Origin of the sequence: Persicirhabdus sediminis (genome assembly GCF_016595495.1) — a bacterium.
GTDB classification, from domain to species: Bacteria; Verrucomicrobiota; Verrucomicrobiia; order Verrucomicrobiales; family Akkermansiaceae; genus Persicirhabdus; species Persicirhabdus sediminis.
This window is the reverse complement of the sequence record NZ_JAENIM010000046.1, coordinates 120591-147568: the sequence shown is the minus strand read 5'-3', so window position 1 is coordinate 147568 and position 26978 is coordinate 120591. Positions and strand designations below refer to the sequence as shown.

Annotated in this window: 18 protein-coding genes; 8 read left to right on the top strand and 10 right to left on the bottom strand. The window is 49.6% G+C overall.

Annotated features, from left to right (window positions below; translation table 11 throughout):
• Positions 1-147 precede the first annotated feature (147 nt).
• Positions 148-573, bottom strand: a complete 426-nt coding sequence (locus tag JIN82_RS15865; RefSeq protein ID WP_200312653.1) for a hypothetical protein — start codon at positions 571-573, stop codon at positions 148-150.
• Between the two features lie 286 nt (positions 574-859).
• On the opposite strand from JIN82_RS15865, the gene JIN82_RS15860 reads away from it, so the two are divergent.
• Positions 860-1039 carry a hypothetical protein gene (locus JIN82_RS15860; protein WP_200312652.1) on the top strand — a complete coding sequence of 60 codons (180 nt, stop codon included), beginning with the start codon at positions 860-862 and terminating at the stop codon, positions 1037-1039.
• A gap of 138 nt (positions 1040-1177) precedes the next feature.
• Entirely contained in the window at positions 1178-1447 is a 270-nt protein-coding gene (locus tag JIN82_RS15855; RefSeq protein ID WP_200312651.1) for a hypothetical protein, read from the top strand.
• An 82-nt stretch (positions 1448-1529) separates the two neighbouring features.
• Here JIN82_RS15855 and JIN82_RS15850 read toward each other — a convergent pair whose 3' ends face one another.
• Genes JIN82_RS15850 through gltB form a run of 3 tightly spaced genes read right to left on the bottom strand, consistent with a single transcriptional unit; the run spans position 1530 to position 6594 of the window.
• On the bottom strand, positions 1530-1724 hold the full coding sequence (locus tag JIN82_RS15850) for a hypothetical protein (protein WP_234042107.1): 195 nt from the start codon (positions 1722-1724) through the stop codon (positions 1530-1532).
• A 21-nt stretch (positions 1725-1745) separates the two neighbouring features.
• Positions 1746-1934: a hypothetical protein gene (locus JIN82_RS15845; RefSeq protein WP_200312649.1), complete on the bottom strand. Its 189-nt coding sequence runs from the start codon at positions 1932-1934 to the stop codon at positions 1746-1748.
• A 28-nt stretch (positions 1935-1962) separates the two neighbouring features.
• Positions 1963-6594, bottom strand: a complete 4632-nt coding sequence (gltB, locus tag JIN82_RS15840) for a glutamate synthase large subunit (protein ID WP_200312648.1) — start codon at positions 6592-6594, stop codon at positions 1963-1965.
• A 309-nt stretch (positions 6595-6903) separates the two neighbouring features.
• On the opposite strand from gltB, the gene JIN82_RS15835 reads away from it, so the two are divergent.
• Positions 6904-8916 carry a S8 family serine peptidase gene (locus JIN82_RS15835; protein ID WP_234042106.1) on the top strand — a complete coding sequence of 671 codons (2013 nt, stop codon included), beginning with the start codon at positions 6904-6906 and terminating at the stop codon, positions 8914-8916.
• 298 nt (positions 8917-9214) lie between these two features.
• Positions 9215-16255: an Ig-like domain-containing protein gene (locus JIN82_RS15830; protein WP_200312646.1), complete on the top strand. Its 7041-nt coding sequence runs from the start codon at positions 9215-9217 to the stop codon at positions 16253-16255.
• A 154-nt stretch (positions 16256-16409) separates the two neighbouring features.
• Here the strand turns inward: JIN82_RS15830 and JIN82_RS15825 are convergent, their stop codons facing one another.
• Positions 16410-16568, bottom strand: coding sequence for a hypothetical protein (locus JIN82_RS15825; protein WP_200312645.1), 159 nt, complete (start codon positions 16566-16568; stop codon positions 16410-16412).
• Between the two features lie 135 nt (positions 16569-16703).
• Between JIN82_RS15825 and purD the strand changes: the two genes are divergently transcribed.
• Entirely contained in the window at positions 16704-17954 is a 1251-nt protein-coding gene (purD, locus tag JIN82_RS15820; RefSeq protein WP_200312644.1) for a phosphoribosylamine--glycine ligase, read from the top strand.
• A 79-nt stretch (positions 17955-18033) separates the two neighbouring features.
• Here purD and JIN82_RS15815 read toward each other — a convergent pair whose 3' ends face one another.
• On the bottom strand, positions 18034-18450 hold the full coding sequence (locus tag JIN82_RS15815) for a hypothetical protein (RefSeq protein WP_234042105.1): 417 nt from the start codon (positions 18448-18450) through the stop codon (positions 18034-18036).
• A 137-nt stretch (positions 18451-18587) separates the two neighbouring features.
• Here JIN82_RS15815 and JIN82_RS15810 point away from each other — a divergent pair, with 137 nt between their 5' ends.
• From JIN82_RS15810 to JIN82_RS15800, 3 genes are all read left to right on the top strand, one after another.
• Positions 18588-19556, top strand: a complete 969-nt coding sequence (locus tag JIN82_RS15810) for a ThuA domain-containing protein (protein ID WP_200312642.1) — start codon at positions 18588-18590, stop codon at positions 19554-19556.
• A gap of 98 nt (positions 19557-19654) precedes the next feature.
• Positions 19655-20890, top strand: coding sequence for an MFS transporter (locus tag JIN82_RS15805; RefSeq protein ID WP_325099528.1), 1236 nt, complete (start codon positions 19655-19657; stop codon positions 20888-20890).
• 70 nt (positions 20891-20960) lie between these two features.
• The gene (locus tag JIN82_RS15800) at positions 20961-21641 is read left to right on the top strand and encodes a DUF2293 domain-containing protein (RefSeq protein WP_200312640.1); all 681 of its coding nucleotides are present in this window, start codon (positions 20961-20963) and stop codon (positions 21639-21641) included.
• Positions 21642-21660: 19 nt separating this feature from the next.
• Here the strand turns inward: JIN82_RS15800 and ypfJ are convergent, their stop codons facing one another.
• From ypfJ to JIN82_RS15780, 4 genes are all read right to left on the bottom strand, one after another.
• A complete protein-coding gene (ypfJ, locus tag JIN82_RS15795; protein ID WP_200312639.1) occupies positions 21661-22572 on the bottom strand; it encodes a KPN_02809 family neutral zinc metallopeptidase in 912 nt (303 codons plus the stop codon).
• Between the two features lie 115 nt (positions 22573-22687).
• Positions 22688-24586, bottom strand: coding sequence for a sodium:solute symporter family transporter (locus tag JIN82_RS15790; RefSeq protein WP_200312638.1), 1899 nt, complete (start codon positions 24584-24586; stop codon positions 22688-22690).
• Between the two features lie 65 nt (positions 24587-24651).
• Positions 24652-25920: a galactokinase gene (gene galK / locus JIN82_RS15785; RefSeq protein WP_200312637.1), complete on the bottom strand. Its 1269-nt coding sequence runs from the start codon at positions 25918-25920 to the stop codon at positions 24652-24654.
• Positions 25921-26034: 114 nt separating this feature from the next.
• Entirely contained in the window at positions 26035-26919 is an 885-nt protein-coding gene (locus JIN82_RS15780) for an AraC family transcriptional regulator (protein WP_200312636.1), read from the bottom strand.
• Between the last annotated feature and the right edge of the window lie 59 nt (positions 26920-26978).

Below are 26978 nucleotides of genomic sequence, written 5' to 3'. Positions count from 1 at the left end.
CACCAACCGCTGACCACTCAGCGCGCTACGTATTTGGGTTGATGTTAAAATTGTCATAAAGGTCAGTTACTCGACGGGGAAGTGGTTGGGTGCCGCGTCTTGTTCGCCCTTGATTGGCCGTTAGTCAGCAGTGCAGTAGTCATGTGATTAGGGAAGCGGACGATCACACTCTCGCCAATGGAACTCGTAGAACGACTGCACGGCAATATCAAAAGCATGCTTCAAACGGCTATCTGCAAGAATCTGGAGAGCTAGACCATAATCATCCTCATCAGTGTCTGAGGCCTCGATTACCTCCCAATTGGTGAAGGCTACCGACTGCCGAGTATGCGGATTCTCTCTGAGATCGCAATCGAGCAACGTTCCATCTCCAACAGCAAAGATTCCGTTTACGTCATCGCCCTGATCGCAGGTAATCTGAATAACAGTCGATGGTGGAAAGCCTCGCTCGGTAAAGAGATTGCGTGCTCCCTCCCAGCAAATGCGATACCGGAACTCTGCAGTCTGGCTGACCAGATCGAAGTAATCTCTCACTATTCGAGAGCGCTGTAGGTTTGTGAGTCCCGGCTTCATGGTGGCGAATGACGCAGTTGGTTGAGCGAACAGTATTGGTTCGTAGTAATGGTTGAGTGATTTAACATTTCTGCGGCGAGATTAGCCGAGGCTACGATCTTGACTTGGGCTTAGCAGTAGGGCGGGATGTTTAGCTAGATTGAGAGTTTTCATCATAGAATATTTGTTGTCTTATCTGCAGGTTGCTAGAAATCTCTAATCAGTCAATGAAATAGCTAGATGTTAGTCTGACTGCTTTCACTTCTCTCTCCTATCCATTTACCATCCCTGACCGCGTCAGGAGGGCATGAGCAAGACGGACGTGAAGTTTACCTTAACGGCATTTGATAAGACCTCTGCGGTGCTGAATCGCATCGATAAGAGGATGAGCCGATTTGGTAACAAAATGAAATCGGTGGGCAAGTCGATGAGCGTGGCGCTGACATTGCCAGCCACTTTGTTAGCTGGCTCATCATTGAAAGCCTAGGATGTACAGGAAAAGGCGCTAGCGAAGGTGCAGAATGCGATCCGCTAGACGGGCAATGCGGCCAAGATCAGTTTTGCCGAGTTCCAGACTGAGGCGAGCCGCCTGCAGGGTAAGTCATTATTTGGTGACGAAGACATCTTGGCGAACTCTACCGCGCAGCTGCAGACATTCACTAACATTGCGGGCGATGAATTCAAGCGCACGCAGCAAGTGGCGCTCGATCTAGCCACTCACCTGGATGGTGATCTGAAAAGCGCGTCTATCCAGCTGGGCAAGGCGCTGAATGATCCCGTGGCTAACCTCTCGGCGCTGTCACGCTCAGGGTGGCTTGGAGGGGGAGTCAGCTTTGGTGTTTTCTTGCACACTTTCAGCGTGCTGTGTGGTTTTGGTGGCGTGACCCATGGCTGAAGCCATGGGCTTTGTTCTGACGCGCTTTCAGCGCGGGGTTTGGGCTGGTTTATGGCTGAGGTGTAGATAGCTGGCTGGGGTGTTAGTTTGCAATTTGGCAGGCTGGATGTGTGGCAGGCTGGATGTGTGGCTGGCTGGAATGTGGCTGGCTGGAGGTGTGGCAGGTTGAAGATGTGGCTGGCTGGAGGTGTGGCTGGCTGGAAATGTGGCCGGCGTTTTCTTGCACACTTTCAGCGTGCTTTGTCGTTTTTGTGACGTGACCCATGGCTGAAGCCATGGGCTTTGTTCTGATGCGCTTTCAGCGCGGAGTGTGGGCAGGTAGCTGGGGTGTAGATAGAGGTGACTGGATGGAGGTGTGGCTGGCTGGAATGTAGCTGGCTGGAGGTGTGGCTGGCTGGAGGTGTGGCTGGCTGGAGGTGTGGCTGGCTGGAATGTGGTTGGATGCGGGCACAAAAAATGGCAGCGCCGAGTGATTCGGTGCTGCCATTGGATTGATTGCTTAGTTCAGCTGGAGCTTACTTTTTAGCCGCGACGTGGTTGTCGATGGTGGCTTTTTCGTGAGTCTCTTCGGCTTCTTCGAGAGCGGCGCGCTCTTTAGGAATGACACGAACGAGTTTCTTCACGGTAGCAGGCCAGTTTTCGAGCAGCTGCTTAGCGCGTGGGCTGCCAGTGACTTCGAGGTGTTTCTCGATGAGTGCTTTGGCTTCAGCGATGTCTTGAGCGCGCTTGATTGGCAGTGGAGCTACCATTTCAGGGTTGATGCGTGCTTGGAAGCGACCGTCTTCGTTGTAGATGTAGGCGACACCACCGGACATACCAGCACCGAAGTTCTGGCCAGTTGTTCCGAGGATGACGATGCGACCGTTGGTCATGTATTCACATGCGTGGTCACCAGCGCCTTCGACGACGGCTGTGGCACCTGAGTTACGAACACCGAAGCGTTCACCGGCACGACCGTTGATGAAGAGTTCACCACCAGTAGCACCGTATAGGCAGGTATTACCAGCGAGTGAGTTCTGTGATGGGTCGAATGTAGCGGCTGCTGTTGGTGCGATGTTGATCTGGCCACCAGCCATGCCTTTGCCGACGTAATCGTTACCTTCACCGCGCAGCTTGATGGTGATACCACCTGCGAGGAATGTTCCGAGTGACTGACCGGCTGCACCGTTTACGTTGAGTGTAATGGTATCAGCTGGGAGTCCGTTGTTGCCGAAGATTTCAGCGACACGGCCTGCGAGGCGTGTACCGATGTTACGGTCGGTATTGACGACGTCGTAATCGAGAGCGATTGGCGCGCTGTCCATGAGGGCGGCGAGGTCTTCGCTGTTGATTTGCTCTTTTACAGCTTCGATGATCTGGAGGTCGAGAGCTGGCTTTTCGATGCCATCATTGCGCTCTTGAGTGCAGATGCGTGAGACTTGATCTTCTGCAATGCCGTATGACTTGGCTACTTCTGGCACCACATCCATGAGGATAGGTGAGAGGTCCAGGCTGTTGGCTTTTGGATGATCTTTCACGTCGCGTTGCTCGAGGTATTCGGTGTGACCGATGATTTCGTCAAGCTTACGCACGCCGAGTTGCGCCATCAGCTGGCGGATTTCTTCGGCTACGCCATTGAAGTAGTTCACTAGCTGCTCAGGTGTGCCTTTGAACTTAGCACGCCAGCGTGGATCTGTAGTAGCTACACCCACTGGGCAGTTGTTGAGGTGACAACGGCGAACGTATACACAACCTACAGCGACCATAGCCATGGTGCCGAAGTTGTATTCTTCCGCGCCGAGGATGGCTGCGGTGAGAACGTCGCGACCTGTGCGCATGCCACCGTCAGTACGGAGAGTCACGCGGTTACGCAGGTTGTTGAGAAGGAGTGTTTGCTGAGCTTCAGCGACACCGAGCTCCCATGGCAGACCACAGTGCTTGGTAGATGACAGCGGAGAAGCTGCAGTACCACCGTCGTGACCTGAGATGAGGATGATGTCTGCGCTGGCTTTTGCCACACCTGCAGCCACGGTACCAACACCAGCTTCAGCTACCAGCTTAACGGTGACTTTAGCGCGTGGGTTGATTTCCTTGAGATCGTGGATCAGCTGAGCTAGATCTTCAATGGAGTAAATGTCGTGGTGTGGTGGAGGTGAAATCAGCTGCACGCCTGGCTGAGTATTTCTCAGACGGGCAATGATGCCGTTTACCTTGTGACCAGGAAGCTGGCCACCTTCACCTGGCTTAGCGCCCTGTGCCATCTTGATTTCCAGCTCGTCGGCGTTAACCAAGTAGTGAGCGGATACCCCGAAGCGACCAGATGCGATCTGCTTGATGCGTGAGCGAGCGACGTCACCATTTGGATATGGCTTGAAGCGGCGTGTATCTTCGCCACCTTCACCGGAGTCTGACTTACCGCCGATGCGGTTCATGGCGATGGCGAGAGTCTCGTGAGCTTCTGGAGAAAGTGCACCCATGGACATCGCCGCTGTGGTGAAACGGCGGCGGATGTTTTCGATTGGCTCAACTTCTTCGATCGGGATTGGACCGTTGCCATTTGGCACGAAGTTGAACAGATCTTTAATGGTGATCGGGTGAGTTTCCTGAGTCAGCTTGACGTAGTCGTCGTAGTCTTCTTGTTTGCCGGAATCGACAAAGACGTGGAATTTCTTCACCACATCAGTAGTGATCGCGTGGCGCTCACCTGACTTACGGTAACGGTTGTAACCTGGGTCACCGAGCTCGAGTGGTTTGTCTTGTACAGCACCGTCTTCAACGTCGCGGTAGGCGGCGCGGTGACGGATGATGGACTCGTCAGCGATTTCTTCAAATCCGATACCACCGAGTCGTGACTTAGTGGCTGTGAAGCACTGGTCGATCACATCAGATCCGATGCCAACGGCTTCAAAGATCTGCGCACCTTGGTATGAGTTCAGCACGCTGATACCCATCTTAGACATAATCTTCAGCAGGCCTTTTTCCAGAGCCTTGCGGTAGTTGTCCATGGCTTTTTCAGCGGACATGCCAAACTGCTTCTTCTTGTCGTTGGCAACGAGGTCGCGAACAGTAGCGTAGCCGAGGTATGGGCAAACTGCTGTGGCACCAAAGCCGAATACACAAGCCAGCTGGTGGGTGTCGCGAACTTCACCTGTATCCACAACGATGGATGCGCGCATACGCTTACGTACGCGGTTGAGGTGGTGGTGAACAGCACCAGTAACGAGGAGTGATGGGATGGAAACGCGGCTGGCGTCTGTAGCGCGGTCGCTGAGGATGAGGATGCTGACATCCTTATCAACGGCAGCTTCAGCTTCTGCACAAACGCGCTCGATAGCGGCTTGCATGCCAGCAGCACCTTCAGCGATGTCCCAAGTGGTATCGATGACTGCGCTGTCGAACCCTTGCTCGCTCATGTCCTTGATTTTCTCCAGCTCATGCTCGAGAAGGACGGCTGAGTTGAGGTCGATCACACGTGCGTGCTCTGGAGTTTCTTCCAAGAGGTTGCGCTCAGGGCCAAGGCCAGCTGAGAGTGTCATCACTGCCCACTCACGAATCGGATCGATTGGTGGGTTCGTCACCTGAGCAAAGAGCTGCTTGAAGTAGGTGAACAGCAGGCGTGGGAAAGTAGAAAGAACGGCAAGTGGGATATCGTCACCCATGGAGAAGACCGCTTCCTGAGCGTTCTTGATCATTGGTGGGAATACCATGTCGAGCTCTTCAGTGGTGAATCCGTGGCGGATTTGTACACGTGAGAGAGTCACTTTGTCAAAATCTTCAGCTGGCGCGAGTGGCTCAGGTGAAACGTAGTCAGACAGCAGGCACTGGTTGTCGTCGATCCACTGACGGTATGGCTTCTGCTTAGCGAGCTTTTCTTTGATTTCGCGGTCGTGGTGAAGCACACCTTCAGCGAGGTCAACACTGAGCATCTGGCCAGGTCCAAGACGGCCACGCTCGACGGCGTCTTTATCTTCGATGACTACGGCACCAGTCTCAGAACCGATGTAGAGGATGCCATCTTTAGAAAGGCTGTAACGTGACGGACGTAGGCCGTTACGGTCGAGAGAAGCAACGAGCTTCTTACCATCTGTGTACACGAGGCCAGCTGGGCCGTCCCATGGCTCAGAGAATGAGCGGATGTACTGGTAGAACGCGCGAACGTTGTCGCTGATGTCGTTGTCGTTGCGGTAGGCTGGAGGAACGAGCATGCACATTGCTTGCTCGAGTGAACGGCCTGAAAGTACCAGCAGCTCGAGCGCGTGGTCGAGTGATGCTGAGTCAGATTCGTTGTCGCTGAGCAGATCTTTAAGCAGCTCAACGTCGTCACCCCAGATGTCTGATTTGAAGAATTCCTCACGTGAGGCCATCCAGTTGCGGTTACCACGCACGGTGTTGATTTCACCGTTGTGAGCCAGCATGCGGAATGGCTGACCAAGTGGCCAAGCTGGGAATGTATTGGTGGAGAAACGCTGGTGGTAAAGTGCGATCGCAGTCTCGAAGTTTGGATCCTGCAGGTCGAGGTAGAAGGCACGCAGCGCAGCTGGAGTCGCCAGTCCTTTGTAGGAAATCAGGCGGCTAGAGAATGATGGCATGTAGAAGCCTTGCACTTCTTTAGTCTGTAGCTCGATAGAACGGCGGCACAGGTAAAGGGCGCGCTCAAAGGCATCGCCTTCAAGTTGCTCAGGGCGCTCGAGCAAGAGGTGCTCGATGTCTGGCTGAGTCTTCTGGGCGAGGTCACCGAGCTCTTCTGGAGCTACTGGAGCGACACGCCAGCCGACTACTTTGATGCCGCGTTCAGCGACTACTTTTTCAGCGAGAGCTTTGATTTCAGCTTTGCTGTCAGCATTATCAGCTGGGAAAAAGAAAACGGCTACCGCGATGTCTTGCTCACTCTTATAAGTGTGGCCGAGCTCAGCAGCTGCTTTGTTGAAGATTGGGAAAGGGATCTGCGAGAGAATGCCTGAACCGTCACCTGTTTTCATGTCCGCATCAACGGCTCCACGGTGGGTCATGTTGCAGACAGACTCGATAGCCATGTCCAGAACTTTGTAGGACCGCTTGCCGTGAATGTTAACAATTGCGCCCATGCCGCAGTTGTCTCTTTCATTAGACAGGCTGTGCAGAGAACCGGTCGAGTCAGGTGTGCTGTGATGGTAAGGTGAGGTTGCCATAGTTAATCTGAGTAGATAATGGAAATTGCTTGTTTGTCGCTCAGAAGGACCGCCGAGAGCGCATTCCCACTAGAGAGAGCGGAGGAATAAAGACCCTCTTTAGACAAATGCCAAGCGTGAATTGCATGAACTTGACGAATTAATGGGAAATATTCAACGGTTCAGACGCATAATGACAGACTTCTAGATGATTTCGCCAAATCCATCTAGTTTTCAGTTTCTTTTTGCAACTCTGTGATCAAAGCTGCACTTTATAAGCTTATATATATGTGTGTACTCGGAAAACAGTTGCTCTGGCTGAGCTGTCTCATGCTGGTTCTATTTCCCCAATGGACCAGCGCTGGTGAGCTCGATGAGATGGGATATAGCGAGCTGATGGCGCGCCAGCCAGCTCTGGATGGCTCCGGCGAAACGGTGGCGATGGTGGAGGCCATGCTGAGTACAGATCCGCCAACATATCAGCCAAATCCAGCATCAACCGGCCTGACCACTGAACTGTTTAAATATTACGATGACGACAATCCCTACCCAGGGGTGAATGATGGCTACAACTCGGCGAAATACTCATGGCACGCCAATGCGGTTGTGCAAGCCTACTGCGATACCTCTACTGGTGTGGTTAAAAATCCAGCTAGCGTGGAGGTTTTTGAAGCCAATTCATTTATTAATTCTGTGGTGGGCAATGGTACGGCAATCAACAGCTCGGTAGTCAATCAGAGTTTCATCTTCACCCTCAGCGAGCAGTTGCCGCAAACGACCAGCGATGCCATTAACTCAGTCTACGATAATTATACTCTAAATCACGATATCCTCTTTGTTAGTGGGGTGGACAATAACTCCGCCACACCGGCCTCAGCGGAAAGTTATAATGGCCTGCATGTGGGTGTGCTGACCGCGACCAGCTCGAACCAGCTCACGGTGGATGGACGGCTGAAGCCAGAGATCATCTCGCCGGGCGATAGAACTAGCTACGCCACACCTTATGCTTCTGGCTCAGCTGCTTTGTTAATGCAGGCTGCGAAACTTAACCACGGTGGCGAAGGCACATCCGCTGACGCCCAACAAACCGTAGTGGTGAAAACATTGTTAGTGAATGGCGCGGTTAAACCCGATGGCTGGAGTCGTCTAGCTGGCGAGAGCCTAGCTAGAAAATGGGGCGCCGGCATGCTAGACGTCAATCGCTCACACCTGCAGCTCCAAGGTGGCCAGCAAGCCGCCAGCGTAGCCGAGTTGATTACTGCGGGAAGCGCGCCCGTTCCAGCTCCTGAGGTGGGGGTGAGGGTAGCTAGCCTCGTTGGCTGGAATTATGCCACTTTATCTAATGATAGAGTACTGGGCATCAGGGGGGACTCCGTGCACCATTATTATTTCACCCTGCCAGATGTGGCGTCTGCAAACTATCAGCTAACTTCATCTATCAGCTGGAATCGGCTAGCGAATGATACAGGCATCAATAACTTGGATTTCTACCTCTATGAAAGATCTAGCGGAAACGTGGTAGCTAGCAGCACCAGCAGCGTGGATAATCTAGAGCATATCTATCAGCGCGACCTGCCAGCTGGCGACTACGTGCTCACGGTCACTAAGCTAGCCAATGATAGAGAAAGCGTGAGCCAAGACTACGCGCTGGCATACGCCTTCGAGGAACAGCCAGTGGCGCCAAGTGATTTTCTAGCTGAAATGCTGAGCGATCGTGAAATCTCACTCAGCTGGATGGATGTCTCTTCTAACGAGACTGGTTATCGGATCTTGCGCAGTACCTCTAGCTCTAGCGGATTTACCGAACTCACCACCGTGGCGGCTGATGTCGTCAGCTATATCGATAGCTCGGCGTCTCCCGATACCACATATTATTACAAGCTGGCGAGCGTGATTGGCAGAGCGGCGAGTGATGATTTACAGGCCAATGCCACCACAATGAAGGAGCTCGACTATTGGCGATTGGTTAATTTTGGAGATAGCCAGCCAGCTGGAAATTCCGCTGACGAGGCGGATTACGATGGCGATGGTTGGAGTAATTTACTGGAGTTCGCCCTCGGCTCAGATCCTCTAGCTAGCTCAGATTTTCCAGCTGGAAATTTCTCCCTAGCTATGGAGGAGATAGATTCTAGCGAGTATTTGACATTATCTATCAGTCGCGCAGCATTGCGCACAGGCATTAGCTATCAGGTGGAGGTTTCTGACAACCTGGAAGATTGGAATAGCGGTGAGGCCTACACCGTAGGACTTGAGGATTCCGAAACCTTGCTAAAGGTTAGGTTAGCTGAAACGTTAGGCACTGTGGATAAGCGATTTTTGCGCTTAAAGGTAGCGGTCGATTAGTTTGAAAAACGGCGCTGGATTGCTTAAATCCAGTCGCTTATGTTAAAAATTGGTTTTTTCTGTGACTCGGTCTATACCGTTTTACCCATCAGCTGAGCCTGCTGCGAAGGTGATTTTTGGCTGAAAAGTGACTTTTCCTCAGTGATCATTAGGTTTCGTATGTAAATACTTTTTTGATTCACGGATATGACTCAGGTGAGCTATAGCTGGTGGTTAACAAGCTCCATTTCAGTCAGAAGTCTCCCGCTCTTTGTTTCTGACCGATAGCTTGGAGTGTTTATTCCATCGAAAAAACAACATGAAGCAGATAAAATTATTTACGGCTCCCTGTGCCGTAAGCCTAGCTCTATCATTAGGGCTGCATGGCTTTGCCTCGGGGCAGCATATGGAAGGTTCACCACAAATGAGAGAGCACATGGCTGTGTTTGATTTGGTGAAAGAGAGTGCCGTCACTCATACAGCCGTGCAAGACGGTGATTGGTCTGATGCGAGTACCTGGGGCGGGAGCCTACCTAACTCAGAGGCACGAGTTCTTATTCCTGCCGGCATCACGGTGACGGTAGATTCTATCAATACCACATTGCTGCGGACGATTCGTGTTGATGGCATATTGAAATTTGCCACAGACGCCGATACCGAGCTGCATGTAGACACTTTAGTGGTGCACGCTGAAGGCGCGCTGATCATGGGCACGGCAGAGGATCCCGTGCAGGATTCTGTTACCGCTAGATTAGTCATCGATAACATTGATGACTTTGAAATCAGCAATGCTTCTAGCCCAGATTTTGATCCGCAGAAACTGGGCCTCGGGGTAGTCGCTCACGGCACTTGGATCGCTCATGGCATGGAGCGTGAGCCAAGTGCCACATTCCGCTCAGCGCTTCAAGGGGAGACGACTATCAAGCTGGACCGTCTGCCGGAAAATTGGCAGAGTGGCGATGAGATTGTTATCGCTAACTGTAGGCCTGACGCTGAGGGCGATGAAGTGAGAACTATCAGCTCGTTAGATCGAGCAAATGCAGTGATCACGCTGGATAGCCCTCTGGCTGTTGATCATATCACGCCGCGCCACACCAGAGATGGCCTAGAGCTGCGCATGCATATCATTAACCTCACCCGTAATATCATCGTAGAAACGGCGCCAGGAAAAGAAGATGTGTTAGTCGGCGCCGAGTACATCAACCGTGGTCACACGATGATGATGCATAGTAATAAAGCTGAACTTCGTTATGTTTTATTCCGTGAAATGGGACGTACTAACAAGTTAGTTGGGCGTGATGAAATTCTCATGGCTGAGTACGATGAGTCTGGCCAGTTGCTAAGTACTGCCTACAACCCTATTGCTCGTTATCCAGTGCATTTTCACCGCGCTGGCACAGCTGAAGAGTTAGCTGTGGTAGAAGGCTGTGCCGTGGTTGGCTCTCCTGGCTGGGCCTATGTCAACCACTCAAGTGCGGCCAAGATTAATAGCAATGTGTCTTACGATATTGATGGCGCATCATTCGTTTCTGAAGCTGGTAACGAGATCGGTGAGTTTATTGATAACGTTTCTATCCGTACCCACGGCGTGGGCCAGCATAACAATGGCGGCGGTGATCTGTTTAAGATTTTTGGCAACGCGGGTGATGGCTACTGGATTCACTCTCAGTTTGTTCGCCTTGAGCGCAATGTAGCTAGCGGATTTACTGGCCACGGACTAGCGCACTGGCAAACCGATGAGGACTTGGTAGATTTCAGCTCGGAAAGTTTGCCGTCGCAGTTTGCCCAAGACCCTGAGCTTGAGACAGAAGAGTTAGCTGGCTTGTATCACGCCAGTACTCGGATGAAAAATAACAGCTACTATGGTGGTTGGACGGGCGTTTTTGCGACCTTTTCGCAATCTGGTGGTCCAGCTAACTACATGGAAGATTTAGTTGTCTTTGGTGTGCAGAAGGGCGTTCGGCAAAAGTATTTCCATAACATGGTGATCTATAATTCTGTTTTCATTGGCAACATCGATGAGCCAATGGGCGATGCTTTCAGCACCCATAATAAAGGATCTGGCTGGAAGTTTTTTGATTGCCACTTCGAGGGATTCGAACGTGGTGTGAGTAATACGGGACGAGGCAATATTGATGCCTTAGTCGGTGGCTATTTGAATAATGTGAACAACATTTATTCACGCAAGTTTCACCCTAACTCATATCAGAGGCTAGTGAAAGATGTCACCTTTGCTAGAGCACTAACGCCTCGTGCGCTAGCTGGCCGCACGCAGAGTGACTTCAAAGGAATCGCAGCCATGGGCCACGCTGGTAGAGACTACATGGATGCGGTAGTGAATAACATGTTCTACATGCAGAATGGTAACTTTTATAAAGGCTATCTCGCTTATGAACAAACGCCTCAAGCAACGCCATTCATCAACGGCACCGGCAATATGCCTATGCCTGAGAGCGAAATGAGCAAAACTAACGCCGAGCTGGAGCCATATAACTATGCTTTAGAATATGTGCCTGCTGATGCATTTGAAATTCCATCTATCAGCTATGATAACTGGATTCACGAGCAAGTAGACAGCTTGCCTAGTGCTTTCGATGGCCTCGGAGTTTATGTGGTTGAGCCTGTGGCTAACCAGCTGATTTTTACTGACCAATCACAGACCGTGATCGATCTAGCTAATGTGTTTTTCAATCCGCTAGGCGAAACTCGTAGTGATGATATGACTTATACCGTGAGCATCACTGGTGATACTGGTTTTGTCTCAGCTGAACTTTCTGACTCAACACTAACATTAACATACAATGGTGCTGATAGTGGTGATGCCATCGTCAAGGTAACTGCTAGCAGTAATTCTCGTAAGGCGAGTGTATCAGATGCTTTCCGTGTCACTCGTTCAGCTAGTTTTGCTGCTGCTGCTCCTCAAGCGATAGCCGATAGTTATTCTGTCGACCAGGATGGCTCACTCAGCCGTTCAGCTAGAAATGGTGTTCTTTCCAATGATAGATTGTTTGAAAACTCAGCGGTTACTGTCAGCTTGCTAGAGAGCACTAACTCAGGCGAGTTGAACTTGTCAGCTAACGGATCATTCAGCTATATCCCAAATCCAGCTTATTCTGGCCGTGATTGGTTTACCTATAAGCTGATAGGTGAACAGGGCATCAGTAATATTGTTAAAGTCAGTATTGTGGTAAACGATACGGTGAATGATGCTCCTGTTGCGGTTGATGACCAGCCATACTATTATGAGGCAATTGAGACATTGCAGCTGTCTATCAATGAGCCGACTGATGGCTTGTTAATTAATGATTACGATCCTGACGGCAACGCAATTGCAGTGGCTGACTTTGATCAAATCAGTGCTCAAGGTGGTTCAGTTAGTGTTTCTAGCGACGGTACATTTACTTATACGCCGCAGGGTGACTATACGGGGCCTGATTCATTTACATATACAGTGACCGATGGGCAATTGACTAGTCAATCTGCGACCGCCCACATCTATGTGAAAAAGGTCTTCTCGGCGCAGCGACCATTCTTTACTGAAGATTGGAGCTCGGCATCACTAGATACTAATAACTGGGTTTCCGGATCTGAATTTAGTTATTCCTTTGTTGATTCTAATGCTTCTCAGGAGGCTGATTTTAGCCATCAGGCATTACAAATTGTCCGTGGCAATAAAGGTGAATCAAGAGAAACGCTCAGTGTCGCTGTCGATGCTAGCAATTTCACTGAAATCAGTGTCGAGTACGAACGCTACCTAGCTAATATATTCGAGAACAAGGACCATTATCTCAAAAGCTACTGGAGCGCTGATGGTGGTAATTCTTGGAATGAACTCGAAAAAGTCAATGAGACTGTGACGACATTGTCGGCTGGAGAACCTCTAGCAGACGATCAGTTGTACGCCATTACAGCTGATGGTGTAGGCATTGACTACAGTGGCATCGGTGGACCTGATGCAGTGAGCGCCATTGTTGGTAGCGTATTTTCCCCATCATCGGGGGCAGTCGTTCCAGCTGGCGGCAACCTCAATGAATCACCAACTCCTGATGATGAAGATGGTAATATTGCGTGGACTAGAGTGAAGTTCGACTTGCCTGCTGAGGCGGAGCAGAATGCTAACTTGATGCTTAGGTTCTACGTCAAATCCGGTCAGTCTCCACCAAAAGTCCAGCTAGATAACATCAAAGTCCTAGGTGTGCCTATCGAAAATAGCGAGCCGTTGGCTACTAACGACAGTTATAGCCTAGCAGAAGACACAGTGCTATCTGTGCTAGATCCCTATAGCGGCTTACTAGCTAACGATTATGATGCCGAGGGTGATTATAGAGTGGTGCAAGTACTGACTCAGCCAGTTCATGGCCAGCTGACAATGAATTCTAATGGTACCTTTATTTACCAGCCTGATAGTCAGTATAACGGCCCTGATTCGTTCACATATCGAAGCTCAGATCTACGTCTAAATTCACCACCAGCTACGGTTAACATTACTATCACACCGGTAGAAGATGCTCCTGTGGCTGTTGATGATATTGCCTCTGTTGTGCAAGGTGAATCCGTATCTATTGAGGTTCTTAGCAATGACGAAGATGATGATGGCGATTCACTAAGCATCGTTTCCGTCGGAGCCGTTAGCAGTGGCAGTGCGGTGATTGATAGCGAGAACCAGCAGATCATCTATACTTCTGAGACTAGACAGCAGGGAAATATTGCTTTCACCTACGTGATTAGTGACCCACAAGGAAATACTGCCGAAGCGCAGGTTGTTGTGGAAATAGAAGCTGCGGCGGATGCGCCCGTTGCAGAGTCAACCAGCTCATCGACATTAGATAATGGAGGGCCAGTTAGTATTTCACTGCAAGCGAGTAGTCCTATGGGACATTCATTGATCTATAGCATCGTTGATCAGCCAGCTGTGGGTAGTGTTTCTATCGCGGGTAATGTGGCTAGCTATACACCAGTTCCGGGCTATGTGGGATCTGACTCATTCACCTTCCGGGTTGATGATGGAACCTATTTCTCTAACCTAGCGACTGTGGATATCACTTTGCTGGATGGCAATTTGCCTCCAACAGCGGTGAATGATAATGGCCTGTATGTAGTCGAGGGCGTTGAGACTCCATTGAGCGTTGTGGCTAACGATACCGATCCAAATGGTGACGCGCTGCAAGTCGTGAGCTTTGTGGATGGAGCCAAAGGAACACTATCTCTGGATGGCGGTGTACTTAGCTATACTGCTAACGACGGAGAGAGTGGCGTAGATACGATCACTTATACCGTTTCTGACGGTAAGCTGAGCGATACTGCAAGTGCGACCTTAGTCATCACGCCAGCCGAGGATGATGTCGTAGTTCACTATTCATTTGATGTCGATACCTCTGATCTATCAGGTAATGATCACGATGGCTCTATCGTTGGTGATAGTGCTAGCTTGTCCGCTGATGGTCGATTTGGTGAAGGTAGTTTCCAGTCTGATGGCTTAGGTCATATTTCCTTGGACGAGCTAGCATTTACTACTGGCGAGGACTGGAGTATCGCGATGTGGATTAAGTCTAATGAGAGTGATACTAGCAAATCGTTCCGCCTGGCATCCAAGTCCAGTAAGGTGAATTACAACTTTAGCTATAACGGAGCTCTAGGAGGTGATCGCAATTATTACCTACGTACAGGGCACTCTAGTGATAATAAGACTTGGACGTCTACGACAGCACCAGTTGAGTTAGACACTGGTGTTTGGCATCACGTTGCCATCAGCTGCAAAGGTTCTAGCAATGAGCTGAAATTCTACGAAGATGGTGTGGAATATGGCGGCTGGCATAGCGGAGATGATACCGCGATGATAATCAACTCATTGGCTAAGTTTAATGGCCTCGTTGATGAAGTCTGGATCACAAAATCCGCAATCACATCTGAGCAGGTAGATAATTTGATCAACTACAATTTGCTGACTGCTCCTGAAGCTAACACAGCTCCAGAGGCTGCCGATATGGTGAGTAGTGTTGATGAAGGCGGCTCGTTGGACGTGACCTTACAAGCAAGTGACGCTGAAGGAGCTAGCCTGAGTTATAGCATTGTTAGCCAGCCAGCTAACGGCGCGGTGACTCTTGATGGTAGAACGGCTACTTATACGCCAGCAGCTGGCTTTGTAGGTGAGGATAGCTTCACCTTCTCAGCCAATGATGGCTTGCTAGATTCTAACCTAGCTACGGTGACGGTCACGGTAAATGAAGTGAACGTGGCTCCTGTAGCTAGCAGCCAAAGTGTGAGCGTCGATGAAGATAGCTCGGTTGATATCATTCTATCAGCTAGTGATGAAAATGGTGACGTGCTCAGTTACACAATCAGCCAACAACCAGCCAATGGCACGGTTTCCCTGAGTGCAAATGTAGCGACCTATCAACCAGACCCTAACTCTGAGGAGGATGATAGTTTCACCTTTACCGCGAATGATGGTGAGTTTGAGTCTAACGTGGGGCTGGTAAGCGTGACTGTGAATGCTGTGCCTGAGCCACCTAACTTAGGCCGTGTCGTCGTGAATAATGTCAGCAGCACTGGTTGGACGACGGTTGACTTTGGTTCAGCTAGCTACGTTTCTCCTGTGGTGATAGCGACGCCAATCTATGTGGATAGCAATACGCCGCCTGTAGTGACGCGCATTCGTAATGTGAATGACTCGGGCTTTGAAGTGAAGTTAGACCGTTTTGACGGACTTACTGATAGTATCCAGCTAGAAGTTTCTATCGTAGTTGTGGAAGAGGGCATTTATACGCTCGATGATCACGGGGTGACGATGGAGGCGGTGAAATTTGACAGCTCGATCACAGCTGACAAAACGAACTGGATCTCAGAGTTTCGCAGCTATCTGAATGACTACAGCAGCCCAGTGGTATTGGGGCAAGTGATGTCATCTAATGACGTGAAGCCATCTGTATTCTGGAGTCACGGTAGCGTACGCAACAGTCCAGCTGATGGATCATCTCTCGCATTAGGTAAGCATGTGGGAGCTGATGCTGACCCATCGCGCGCTAACGAAACGATTGGTTATATCGTCATTGAGGCGGGTAGTGGATCTATCGAAGGAGTGAATTACCATGCCGCTCTCGGAGCTGATAGTGTGAGAAATTTCACTAACAATAGTAACAATGGCTACAGCTATGACATCAGCGCTGGAGGATTCGATTCGGTAGCTGCCGTAGCGCTGAGCCAATCTGGCATGGATGGATCTGATGGTTCATGGCCGGCTCTGTTTGGTGCGAATGCTCTGTCTAACGATTCCATTGATCTGATCGTTGATGAAGATCAGCTGACTGATAGCGAGCGCAAGCATACTACCGAGCAAGTCGGCTACCTCATCTTTGAGTAAGCCATTGTCTCATAGCAATAAATTCAGGGTAGGCGGCAAATGAAATTTGCCGCCTATCTTTTTTCTACTTGGCGTGGAGAAATAGCCAAAATGGTGAAATCCTCTCACCATCATTAAATATCATTGGCTCTAGCTGGCAAAATTGACCACGGAATCATGTGCTCGTGCGCAAGGTCGATTTGTCCATGGCTGCCCAGCGAGCGGCATGGATTTTTGCGTATTTGGTGAATTTTCCACGGCTACGTCCAACAACTACCAATGCGCGAATGATTTGCCGCTGTAGGAAAAATCGCGCTGGCCAAGAGGTACGCACGCCTAGCTAGTAGGTATTTCTAGCATTCAGCTCGCCAGCTGGGCGCGTCGTTGGAGTGGATTTTCAGCACAAGTGAATGCACATTTCTTGCGAGAAAAACTTGCTCATTGTGGCTGGCTCGGTTTCTCTCGGCGCATGAAGATTCTCGTTGTAGGAAAAGGAGGTCGTGAGCACGCATTGATCACAGCACTGGCAGAGTCAGCCACAGAAACTGAGCTGTATTGTTTCCCAGGAAGCGATGCCATTTCAGATCTGGCCAAGCCAGTAGATGTGGACGGGCTACACAGCCTGATCAGCTGGATGAAAGATAATGCGGTGGACCTTTGTGTTGCCGGTGAAGAAAGCTACCTCGTTAAAGACGAAGGCCTGGCTAACCTGTGTGAAGAAGCTGGTATCCCATGTTGGGGACCGCACAGACAATCTGCTCAGCTGGAAGCGAGCAAGGAGTTTGCTAAAGAATTCATGCAGCGCCACAACATCCCAACAGGTGGAGCTACTGGTTGTGCTAACATCGAGGAAGCTCGTGCAGCGATCAATGGCGTTTACCCAACAGTTCTCAAGTTTGATGGACTCGCAGCTGGTAAAGGTGTTGCTGTTTGTCCTGATGAAGCTTCAGCCGAAGAATTCCTTCAGGAAGTGCTCGTCGAGCGCAAGTTTGGTGCTGGCCGCCTCTTGGTAGAAGAATGTCTGGTTGGCCCAGAAGTTTCTATCTTCGCTGCTGTTTGTGACGACGGCTATCAGATCTTCACGCCTGCTCGTGACTACAAGCGCATTTTTGAAAATGACGAAGGTCCTAACACAGGTGGCATGGGCGCAGTTTCTAGCCTCCAGCTGATCTCACAAGAAGAGCTAGCAACCATTGAAGAAACTATTGTTAAGCCAACTGTAGCTGGCCTGAACAAAGACAATCTTCCCTACCGTGGATTCATCTACTTCGGTCTGATGATGACTGCTGATGGTCCAAAAATCATCGAGTACAACTGCCGCTTTGGCGATCCAGAATGCCAGGCTGTGATGCCTCTCGTGCAAGGTGACCTCGCGCAGTTCTGCTTCCAAGCAGCTAAAGGTGATCTCGACAAAAACATCCTCAGCTTCGATGACGGCTGGAGTGTTTGCCTCATCCTCGCCAGCGCTGGCTACCCAGCTACATCACGCAGTGGTGATGTGATCTCTGGGCTGGAAAATGTGGAAAATGCTCGTGTCTATCATGCGGGTACTCGCAAGAACGCAGACGATCAGTGGGAAACTAACGGTGGCCGCGTGCTAGCTGTGGTTGCCGGTGGATCTGAGCGCCTTGAGGCCGTTGACGCCGCCTACGAGCAGCTCAATAAAATCACTTTCGATGGCGCGCAAAAGCGTACTGACATCGGACGTACCAATTTCTAATCAACTTTGTTGGAAATCATTTTGTAAACAAAAAGCCTCCGAGATCTCGGAGGCTTTTTTGTTTTCCAGCTAGCTGGAGCTAAGGTGTCACGGTGAGCGTGACATAGGGTGGCTCTGGTCGGTTTTGCTGGTGGCGGGTAAGCCCACCACTGAGGTAGACTTTGGTGGTTCCCGCTTGCTTGGCGACCACGTAGGTTCGCCACGAACGGTTAGTGATGGTGGCGATGTTAGCATCTTCTACGTAGACATCAATTTTTGATGGAATCGCTGGCTGAGCACGCTCGACGCCATCGGCTACCAAGAGCCTCTTTTCTCCCACCCGCATGGTGATGTGCTGGTTTTCTGCAGGTGCTTGCGCCTTGCTGTCAGGAGCTAAATAATAGCTAGACGTGCAGCTGGCTAGAATGAGACTGCTGGATAGAGCGATGACTAGGCGGCGAGTAAACATAATTTTGGAACTCATATTTTGCTTATCGTCGTAGATGTGTCGATGCACAAATGCCAGCTAGCTGAGAATGAATGATGAAACGCTTGAGCTGATCTGTTTTCTATCGAATAGGCGGGGGAATCTACTGCTATCGATTTTTTCATTTGGCTCTTTGTTTTGCTTTCTAGCTGCTCTAGCACTTGTTTATGAAGTCATTGATTGTGGGTCTATTTTTTTGTGCAGCTGGTTTGCTGTTTAGCTCTGCGGCTGAAGATGTGCCCGTAGCGCAGGATGAAATTGTTCCACCTAACGATGCTTGGGTGAATAAGATTAGATCATTGGCGCCAGCTGAAGCTAGCGTGAAGCCAGCCAAGCCCCGCAAGGTTTTGTTATATTCGGAGGCGACTGGTTACCAACACGACGTGATTCCGCATGTGGTAGAGGTGCTCAAAGTTCTGGCTGAGAAAACTCAGGCATTTGAAATTGTGGAATCTAGCGACATTGCCGATTTTGCTAGTGATTCTCTAGCTAACTACGATGCGGTGATTCTTAACAATACATGCTCCGCTAGACCTGAGCGTAATTTGTTTCTTGATGTACTGAGGTCAGAAGAGCGATTTGCTAGGTTGTCAGATGAAAAGCGTGAAGCCATTGCCAGCGGCTTGGAGAAAGATCTGTTATCATTTGTCCGCTCGGGTAAGGGAATTGTTGGTATTCACGGGGCGATCAACATTCTGAATAACTCAGATGATTTCAGCCGAATGATGGGAGGCAGCTTTGACATGCATCCTAAACGACAAGATCTTACATTGATTCCGGTTGAGCCCGCGCATCCATTGTTAGCCGCATTTGATGGCCAATCATTCAGCCACAATGATGAACCGTACATTTTCAAGAATGACTACCAGAAGATGAATTTCAGACCGCTGCTAGAAATGGACATCAGCAGCCTTGATGAACAGACCCAAGAGCATAAGAAGGTAGTGGGCATGAAACGTTATGTGGCATGGATCAAACCTTTTGGTGCTGGTAGAGTTTTTTATGTCTCTCCATCTCACCAGCCGGAGAGCTACGAGTCAGCCAAAATGCTGCAATTTTACCTTGATGGCATTCAATACGCACTGGGTGATTTGGCCTGTGACGACAGCGTGGTCGGTGTGAAAGAAAGCGAATAAACACGGAAGGCGAGCCGCAACCCAAGCTAGCTCAATGCAAAAAAGTGACCGATATCATTGCGCTTGCTAGTTAGGTCTAGCTGACGCTTTATAGTGCTGTGCCGAGCTTCATCACACAGTTTAAAAAAGGGGGGACATCATGGATAGGCGTGGTGTTTTTTTTGTGGTTATCGGCGCAGGGGATGTGGATCCCAGCGATGTCTAATATATTGAGCCAGCGAGATATGGCTTGGGTGATTCCTTACGCATTTGCGGTCGCCCCATTTGCCTCAATTTTTTCACCACTCATCTTTGGTGCTCTAGCTGACCAGAAAGTTCAGGCGCAAAAGTTAGTGGGCGCACTTGGGGCCGCTGGTGGTGTCACCTTGGCGCTGTCTTTTGCCTCATTGCAATACGGCTGGGGTGGTGCGTGGTTTTTCTTAAGCATGCAGGGGCTCACAGCATTAATTTCTGCGCCCATGGGAGCATTGATTGCTTCTATTGCCATGTCTAATTTTTCTAACCCAGACAGGCAATTTCCGCTGTGTCGCACGTGGGGCACGGTTGGTTGGATTGTTGGAGGTCTGATCGTTTCAGCGCTGATGCTAGATCAATCTGCCTACAGCGGCATGTTAGCAGCTGGCTTTCGATTTCTAATGGGACTGAGTTGTTTGATGATGCCGGTGACCGTCCCTGAGGGGAAAAAATCTAATGATTGGCGTGATTATTTAGGCCTCAAGGCGGTGGTGATGTTTAAGCAGCGAGACCTACGAGTTTTCCTAATCACCACGGTTTTGCTATCCATTCCGTTGAGCGCCTTTTACATGTACACCGCGCCATTTTTAGTCCACCTCGGATCGGCAACGCCGTCGGCTAACATGACGATTGGTCAGGGCTCTGAAATCTTCGCTTTGTTAGCTCTTGGCTGGATCAGCAAGGGGAAAATTCGTCTTCTATTCCTAGTGGCAATGGGAGCGGCTGTGGTGCAGTATAGCCTGTTTGTAGCCGCTGGAATTAATGGTGGTCTAGCTGCAGCTTACATTGGCATCTCCATGCACGGGCCATGTTTTGCGTTTTTCTTCATCACTGGGCAGATGTTTGTCAATCGACGTGTTAGTGGTGAGCTGCGTACTCAGGCGCAGGCATTGATCACCGTGCTCGCCAATGGTGTGGGCGCTGTGATGGGCAGTTTGGTCTGCGGCTGGTATTTTGCTAGTGTGGCGGGATTGAGCCATCATTGGTTGTGGTTCTGGGGCGGTTTAGCTGTGATGGTTCTCGCCTGTGGTGTGTATTTCCTTATCGGTTTTCGCCGTGATGAATCTGAAGATGGTGGTGATGCTAACGTTTCTGCATAATTTTGCTAGACGGTAGCTTGAGTAGAAATGGTCTTGCACGATAGGTCAGCTTGCGGTTTTGATAATGGCCATGTCAGCTGAATCACTCGATGTCTTACCTTCACCGCTGGATCGTCACGTCATTCATGATGGACGTCAAATCCCTGTGCCAGCTGGCTGGGCATTGTTGCCTCCGGGGGATGCCGCCTTGACTCGTCGGATTAAAAAAGACGGCCCAACATGGGTGATGAAAGAGAAAAAGGGACGCAAGATGTTTTCCCGTGGGCTGTGGGCTCCAGCGCAGCGTATCGAGTATTTCCGCCGTCAGCTGGAAGTTGAACGAGCTGATCCAGCCTATCAGAAAAAATTAGATGCAGGGCGTCGCCGTCGCGAACAAGAATACCAAGAATACCGCGATGAATTTAACAGCGAAGTTTTTATCTTTCTGAACTTCGCGCCGAGCTACGCGCGTCTGGCTAGCAAAATGGCCGACTTGATCACGGAGCATGCAACGCCTGTTGGAAGTGGCACGGTGGCGCGCACCAAGATGATTCCTATTGAAAAGCGTGCAGAAGCAGCGGTTATTGCCTGGATGCGTCATCAAACGACCGCCTACGATCACATGCATATTCCGCGTGAGAAGGGGAAACGGCGCGAAGTGCGCCGCATGTTAGCGCAAAGGTCGCGCACGATCTTGGAGAAGTATCGCAGCGGGGCTGAAGTCGATACTGCTTCCTGTCCCTTGGCTCAAGCGATGATTAAGTCTGATTAGAGTGGTCAAGCGGGGTTATTTACAACTGAGAGTAGCCGATGCTGAAGGTGTCGCCGTACTCCAGGTCACCAGTTTTATAACCTAACTCGAACCAGCGTGCGCGTTGTTCGCTAGTTCCGTGAGTGAATGAATCTGGCACCACTTTATTACCAGCGCTTTTCTGCAGCGTATCGTCACCGATAGCGTGCGCACATTGCATGGCTTCTGAGATGTCTCCTTGTTCGAGAAATTCCTTAAACTGGCGGTCGGCATGATGGGCAAATACGCCAGCTAGAAAATCTGCCTGCAGCTCTAGTCTCACCGATAGTTTGTTATATTCTACCTCAGAGACTTTGCCACGTTGTTGGTGAACGTAATCGCTATATCCTAGCAGGTTTTGCACATGGTGACCCACTTCATGAGCGACTACATAGGCTTGGGCAAAATCACCCTGCGCGCCAAATTTGCTAGAGAGTTCGTTGAAAAAGTGCGGGTCGATGTAGATAGTTTCGTTAGCGGGCATATAAAATGGCCCCATACGAGAGTCAGCCAGTCCGCCGGGGATGGGTGTTTTGTCGTGATAGATGACCATCTTTGATGGTTTGTACACTTTGCCATCCGCCTGGAATATTTTAGCCCAGACATCTTCGTTATCGGCTTTGATCGTTTCTAAATAGGCGCGCATCTCGTCGTTAGGTGCCTCGGAGACTTGGCTAACTTGTGGAGCTGATCCTCCACTGCTGGCAAATTGAAGGAGCGTCTGCGGGTTGATTTTAAAAACAAAAATGGCCACTAAGGCGCCAACGACGATGAGTATTTTGGTTTTGCCGCCAGCACGCATGAATAATCCTAGCAGGAGGCCTGCACCCGCTCTAGAAGAACTGGAGCCAGTGACTTGCTGACCGCGTCTATCTTCCACATGGCTACTTCTGCGACGACCTTTCCATTTCATAATCGCTAAAATACGCTTGTTTAATCTTCTAAGCAAGAAGTGGATGCTGAGCGGCATAAAAAATGCCCGAGGTCAGCGACCTCGGGCATGGGTAAATTTTCTAGCTAGTGATCGGTTACCAGAAGATAACGTACAGAGCTACAGTGGCAATACAGACAACGATACCTGCTGTTTTGGCACCTGGAGATCCAGTCATGTCCATAGTGGTATTGCTATGGAATTCAACAGGCTCTTTAAGCGGCATAAGCATACCGATGACGTACATGATGAGCATGTTGGTGAAGAAGCAGACAGCCATCGCATCGAGGAAGGCGAGGTCTGTAGTATAGGCCAGCGCACCGTAGAGGAATGGGTTGATACACAGACCAACAACACCAGCTAACTGAGGAGCGCGGCGGTTAATCATTCCGAATACAAACACAGCGAGGATACCTGGAGAAATATAACCCTGGAACTCCTGAATGTATTTGAAGATAGAACCAAACTTGTCGAGGTTAGGCGCAAGCAAGCAACCTGTGACAGCAAAGATACCTACGGCGATACGACCAGCAAATACTAACCCTTTCTGGGAAGACTCCTTGTTGATGTAACGTTGATAGAAATCCATTGTGAAAATGGTAGACGCGGCATTGAGAACAGCTGCTAGTGAGCTAACAATCGCACCAAACAAAGCGGCGAGAACAAATCCTTGCAGACCTGAATTTTCAGGAAGCAGGCGCTTGATCATGAGGTTGAGTGAAGCGTCGTATTTGTAACCTTGTAGTGGAACTACAGAGATCGCCTTGTTGCTTGTGAGCATGGCTGGGATAGTTGCAAATCTTTCTTCCTCAGAGATGCCGTCCTTGCGGATAGCTGAGGTGTCAGCGCCATTGGCGTCGAGTACGGCGAGGTTGTGCTCGTCGATAGCTTTGGACTCTTCTTCATGTAGGCGAGCCCACTGGATGTTAGCGACAAAGCCTGTTTTACTATCAGCATCGCCGAGGTATTGTTCGTAGCTTGCGTTAGCTTGTTTACCAGCGGCGCTGTTATTGTGAATCTCAGCTAGATCTTTGCTGAACAGGTTGAAACAAATGATACCTGGAATAACGACAACAAAAGGAACGATGAGCTTCATGCCCGCTGCAAAGACGATGCCTTTTTGGCCTTCTTTGAGTGAGTGAGCACCAAGTACACGTTGGGTGATGTATTGGTTGAGACCCCAGTAGTAGAAGTTAGGAATCCAAAGACCAATCATCAGCGCGGTCCAGGGGATGTTTTTGTCCCAGCGAGGAAGCGCCATGTGCATTTTCTCGTGGTTGAGCGCGATGAGTTTTTCCACACCGCTGGCGTCATCGGCCACATCGTGTGGGTTGACACTACCAGCTGTGAGCTCGGCGATTGGAGTTGCGCCCAGTTTGTTAAGTGCAAACCAAGTGATGATTGCGGCACCAATAACCAGAGCGATACCTTGAATCAGGTCGGCCCAAGCTGAGGCGTTAAGACCACCAGCTGCGATGTAGACAGCGGCAATCATGCCGATTACCCAACACCAGCCAGTGAGGCCTAGGTTAAGTGTCTCGCTATCAGCAAAAAGTTGGCTGATCGTTAGGCCGCCTGCGTAAATAATACCAGTCAGGTTAACGAGCACTAACATGATCATGGTAATAAAAGCCATGATGACGCGGGCGCCGTTACCGTAACGTTTTTCAAGGAACTGAGGCATGGTGAAAATGCCAGTCTTGAGGAAGTAAGGGATAAAGAAGAAAGCAACAACAACTAGGGTGATAGCTGCCATCCACTCGTAGCTGGAAATTGCTAGGCCAAGGTAATCAGCTGCTGAGCCAGACATGCCAACGAGCTGTTCGGATGAGATGTTGGCTGCAATGAGTGATACGCCGATGAGCCACCACATGAGGCCGCGGCCAGCTAGGAAGTAAGACTCGGAGTCTTTGCCTTCGCCTTTAGATTTGAATAAACCTAGTCCAATCACCGAGGCAATAAAGACGAAGAATACTATGAGGTCGATTGTGTTCATAATGATACAGTTAATAGGATTTCTATAGAGAAGCAAGTATTAGTTAGTAAATGCAAACTAGTGGATTACATGCCGATTGCTTGTGCGCCAGTCGCTGGTCGGCTGGCAAAGATTTCTGGGGTGATGCCTGTGGCTTGTTGATAGAGTGAGCTGAGCTCATCAATAAATGAGTCAACATTTTGGCTAGCTACCAGACTAACTGTAGATCCACCAAAGCCGCCGCCTGTCATGCGGCTGCCGAGAACGCCGTATTTATCAGCAAGTTCAAGGGCGATATCTACCATGGTATCGAGCTCAGGGCATGAAACTTCAAAGTCGTCTCGTAGAGATTTGTGACTGGATTTCATGAGCTCGCCAAATTTTTTGCTATTGTTAGCTTTGAGTGCTTCAGCAGCTTGGATGGTACGGGAAATTTCTCCAACAACATGGACAGAGCGCTTGTAGGTGAGTTCATCCATTTGCTCTTTGCTGGCGACGACTTCATCTAAGCTAACATCGCGCCATGATGGTTTTGCTAGAATGCGTAAGCCATCTTCTGTTTGTTGGCGACGGCTAGCGTATTCACCATCATTGAGCTCGTGTGAGACATTAGTATTGGCGATAACAATGCTCAATGATTCGTCAGTGAATGGAACGAGTTCTACATCCTGGCTGCGACAATCGATCAGAGTGAGTTGATCTTTTTGGCCAAAGGCTGAGGCGAATTGGTCCATGATGCCACATGGCACACCTGCGAATGTATGCTCGGCGTGTTGGCTGATCAGCGCGCGTTGTTCAGTGCTGACAGATTGGCTATCTTCAGCGCCATTGACTTTGAGGGCGAAGGCCATGGCCATTTCTAACGCCGCTGAGCTGGAGAGTCCGCCACCTTTAGGTACGTTAGAGGTAATGAATACATCAAATCCAGATTTTGGCACCATGCCCTTTTTGAAATAGCCATCAACGACACCACGGAGGTAGTTCGCCCATTTTGGTGTGCTGATTTCTAGATCACAGTCGATGGGAATTTCTACTGCAGGTTCACCGAGTAGTGAGGCATCAATGCAGCGAATGACATTGTCGTCGTTAGGTGCAGTGACAAATACGATGTATCTATCAATAGCCATTGGTAGAACAAAGCCATCACAGTAGTCGATGTGTTCGCCAATCAGGTTAACTCGTCCTGGAGCTAGGGCTACGGCACATGGCTCTTTGGAGAAATTCTCTTCAAAGCTATTCAGAGCTGTTGAGATGAGAGACTTCGTCTGTTCACTGAGTTGTGGGTGATTAGAAATTGTATCGATAGTAGCCATCATATATTTTAATGATACGCGAACTTTTGCAAAATAGCTCATACTGATTTTGCCTACTAATGCATTATGTTAACCTAAATACATTACTAATTCATGATTTTAGCTAATATGATTTATTTTTGTCATGCACTTAGCAGTCACGATTATTTTTTATCACTAGCTAGTAGCTAGATGTTTGTTGTTATGTTGTCTAAATTCCTTGGGGCTACATTCTTTGATTTTCTTGAAACAGCGGTTGAAGTAGGACAAATGATTAAAGCCACATTCGAAGGCAATTTCTGAGATCGACTTCTGGGTATGAATGAGACGGGCACAGGCATTACCAATGCGAACTTCGGTGAGGTAGTTAGAAAATGTTTTACGCGTTAGATTTTTGAAATATCTGCAGAAGCCAGCCTTGCTCATGCCAGCTAGCTGGACAGCTTGATCCAGGCTGAGCTCAGAGTCATGGTATTGAGTAGAGACTAGGTTCATTACTTTGCGCATGCGGTCGTCGTATTGATCTGGCAGCTTATTTTGATAGGCGACGCTGGCGATGGCAGATAGATCTTCAGCTGGAGCATTAGCCATGCAGTTGAGAGTTTTTAGCAGCGTAGTTAGAGCTTCGAATGGAGCTAACTTTGGCAGCGAGTGCATCAGCTCGATGACCAGGTCTTTGGTTTTACCGTGAATGGCTAGACCGCGAGCTGATTGAGCGAAGAGTGCCTGGATATTGAGAAATTCAGGTTTCGTTAGGATTTCTTTACCGAGGAAATCGGGTTTGAATTGAATGACTAATGACTTGGCGATGGATTGATCGGTAGATTTCTCATGTGAGCTGGACCAGTAGTGTGGCAAATTGGGGCCAAGCAGTAATAAGTCGCCAGCTAGTAGGGTAGAGATGTTATCTCCTACATATTTTGTACCAGACCCTTCTAGGAATAATATAAGTTCAATTTCTGGGTGATAGTGCCATGGTGTGAGGAAACTTTTCTCGTTATATTCCAGAAGGTTATAGCAACGGTCAGAGGTGTATGGAATTTTTTCAAGTAGTGCTTTCACGGTGTGAATTGGTAGATATAGTTTGTTTGCTGGCTGGCCACTATGGGGATGTAATTGCT

What these genes read in the sequence shown, in the direction of transcription:
- galK (WP_200312637.1), bottom strand. Translation starts at nt 25,920, where the DNA reads ATGAGCTATTTTGCAAAAGTTCGCGTATCATTAAAATATATGATGGCT.
- JIN82_RS15865 (WP_200312653.1), bottom strand. Translation starts at nt 573, where the DNA reads ATGAAGCCGGGACTCACAAACCTACAGCGCTCTCGAATAGTGAGAGAT.
- JIN82_RS15810 (WP_200312642.1), top strand. Translation starts at nt 18,588, where the DNA reads ATGAAGTCATTGATTGTGGGTCTATTTTTTTGTGCAGCTGGTTTGCTG.
- JIN82_RS15845 (WP_200312649.1), bottom strand. Translation starts at nt 1,934, where the DNA reads ATGGCAGCACCGAATCACTCGGCGCTGCCATTTTTTGTGCCCGCATCC.
- gltB (WP_200312648.1), bottom strand. Translation starts at nt 6,594, where the DNA reads ATGGCAACCTCACCTTACCATCACAGCACACCTGACTCGACCGGTTCT.
- JIN82_RS15830 (WP_200312646.1), top strand. Translation starts at nt 9,215, where the DNA reads ATGAAGCAGATAAAATTATTTACGGCTCCCTGTGCCGTAAGCCTAGCT.
- JIN82_RS15790 (WP_200312638.1), bottom strand. Translation starts at nt 24,586, where the DNA reads ATGAACACAATCGACCTCATAGTATTCTTCGTCTTTATTGCCTCGGTG.
- JIN82_RS15860 (WP_200312652.1), top strand. Translation starts at nt 860, where the DNA reads ATGAGCAAGACGGACGTGAAGTTTACCTTAACGGCATTTGATAAGACC.
- purD (WP_200312644.1), top strand. Translation starts at nt 16,704, where the DNA reads ATGAAGATTCTCGTTGTAGGAAAAGGAGGTCGTGAGCACGCATTGATC.
- JIN82_RS15850 (WP_234042107.1), bottom strand. Translation starts at nt 1,724, where the DNA reads ATGGCTTCAGCCATGGGTCACGTCACAAAAACGACAAAGCACGCTGAA.
- ypfJ (WP_200312639.1), bottom strand. Translation starts at nt 22,572, where the DNA reads ATGAAATGGAAAGGTCGTCGCAGAAGTAGCCATGTGGAAGATAGACGC.
- JIN82_RS15835 (WP_234042106.1), top strand. Translation starts at nt 6,904, where the DNA reads ATGCTGGTTCTATTTCCCCAATGGACCAGCGCTGGTGAGCTCGATGAG.
- JIN82_RS15800 (WP_200312640.1), top strand. Translation starts at nt 20,961, where the DNA reads ATGTCAGCTGAATCACTCGATGTCTTACCTTCACCGCTGGATCGTCAC.